This is a genomic window from bacterium, assembly GCA_030654305.1.
Taxonomy (GTDB): domain Bacteria; phylum Krumholzibacteriota; class Krumholzibacteriia; order LZORAL124-64-63; family LZORAL124-64-63; genus PNOJ01.
Genome location: JAURXS010000535.1, coordinates 1 through 1,925, shown reverse-complemented (window position 1 = coordinate 1,925; position 1,925 = coordinate 1). Strand labels below are relative to the sequence as shown.

At 67.9% G+C, this 1,925-nt stretch carries 1 protein-coding gene; it reads left to right on the top strand.

Features of this window, described 5'->3' with window-relative positions:
- Nucleotides 1-1,925, top strand: a 1,925-nt coding sequence (locus Q7W29_14955; protein MDO9173120.1) for a M14 family zinc carboxypeptidase, incomplete at both ends; no start/stop codon positions are given.

Here is a 1,925-nt window from a genome sequence, read left to right as displayed (position 1 = left end):
CGCAGGTCGAGGCGGCCCTGAGGGCCAACCCCGGCCTGGACATCGTGGCCCGCAAGCCCGGCCACCACGTCGAGATCGTGGCCCTGCCGAAGGATCTGGCCTGGCTCGACCAGGCCGGCATCCGCTACGAGGTCGTGGAGCCCGACATGTCGGCGGCGTACGCCTCGCGTAACAAGGGACTGAACTTCGGCTTGTTCCACTCCTACTCCGAGACCATCACCTGGCTCGACCAGCTGCACGCGCTGTACCCCGAAGTCGTCAGCGCCAAGTGGAGCCTGGGCACCACTCTGCAGGGCAACGCGATCTGGTGCGTCCGCGTCTCGGACAACCCCGAGGTCAACGAGACGGGCGAGCCCGAGATCCTGTTCGACGCCATGCACCACGCCCGCGAGATCATGGCCTCGGAGACCGCCTCGATGCTCGTGGAGTACTTCGGCTCGAACTACGGCGTCGACCCCGAGATCACGTGGCTGCTCGACAACCGCGAGATCTACATCGTGCCGATCGTGAACCCTGACGGGTTCCTCTACAACGAGACGACCGACCCGACCGGCGGCGGCATGTGGCGCAAGAACCGCCGCGTCAACGGCGACGGCTCGTACGGCGTCGATCTCAACCGCAACTACCCCTACCAGTGGGTCGGCGGCGGCAGCAGCACGGTCCCCAGCGACGACACCTACCGCGGCCCCTCGGCCGGCAGCGAGCCCGAGACCCAGGCGATGATGGCCTTCATCAACTCGCACAACTTCTTCACCTCGCAGAGCTTCCACTCCTACGCCGGCCTGACGCTGTACCCCTGGGGCTACACGTCGAGCAACACGGCCGACGAGGCGATCTTCCAGCACATGGGCTCGATCATGTGCCAGTACAACGGTTACGAGCCCGGCCAGGCGCCCGACCTGCTCTACAGCGTCAACGGCGGCTCCTTCGACTGGCACTACGGCGCCAGCGCCGAGCACCCCAAGATCCTCGCCTTCTCCAACGAGATCGGCGGCAACAGCGACGGGTTCTGGCCCGACGAGTCGCGCATCGACGCGCTCTTCGCGGAGAACCTCTTCCCCTCCCTCTACCAGGTGAAGGCGGCCGGGCTCTACGTCCAGGCCAAGACGCCGACGGTCGTCGGCGGCGACGGCGACGCCATCCTGGATCCCGGCGAGACGGCCGGTCTCTCCTTCACGCTGGAGAACCTGGGCGTGACCGTCGGCGCCACGTCGGTGTCGGTGACCCTGTCCTGCGACGACCCCTACCTCCAGCTCCACGAGGCGCAGCGCACCGTGGGCGCGATCGGCGCCCGCTCCTCGCTGTCCCTGGCGTCGGTCCCCTTCTCGGTGACCCTCGACGCCGAAGTCCCGCCGGCGCACAGCGTGCCCGTGCGCGTGACCGTGGTCGCCGACGGGCAGACCAGCTCGTTCGTCCTGGACTACCCGGCGGGCCTGCCCGTCTCGGTCTACAGCAACGATTTCGAGAGCGGCTTCACCGGCTGGACGGTGACGGGCACCTGGGCCCTGGTCACGTCCTCCAGCCACACCGCCACCCACTCGCTGCACGACTCGCCCGCGGGCAACTACCTCAACTCCAGCGCGACCTACGCCTCGCTGAACACGCCCATCGCCATGCCCGCCGGCGCCAAGCTGTCGTTCTGGCACAAGTACACGCTCGAATCGGGCTACGATTACGCCTACGTCCAGGTCTCGACCAACAATTCGACCTGGACGACGGTGGCGACCTACAACGGCACGCTGGCGGCCTGGACCCTGGCCGAGATCGACCTGGGCGCCTACGCCGGCCAGTCGGTCTACCTGCGCTTCCGGCTCGAGACCGACTCTTCGGTCGTCTACGACGGCTGGTACCTCGACGACCTGGTCGTGACCGGCCTGGGCTCGCAGAACCAGACCCCGCCCCCGCCGGCGCTCGTGTCGCCGTTC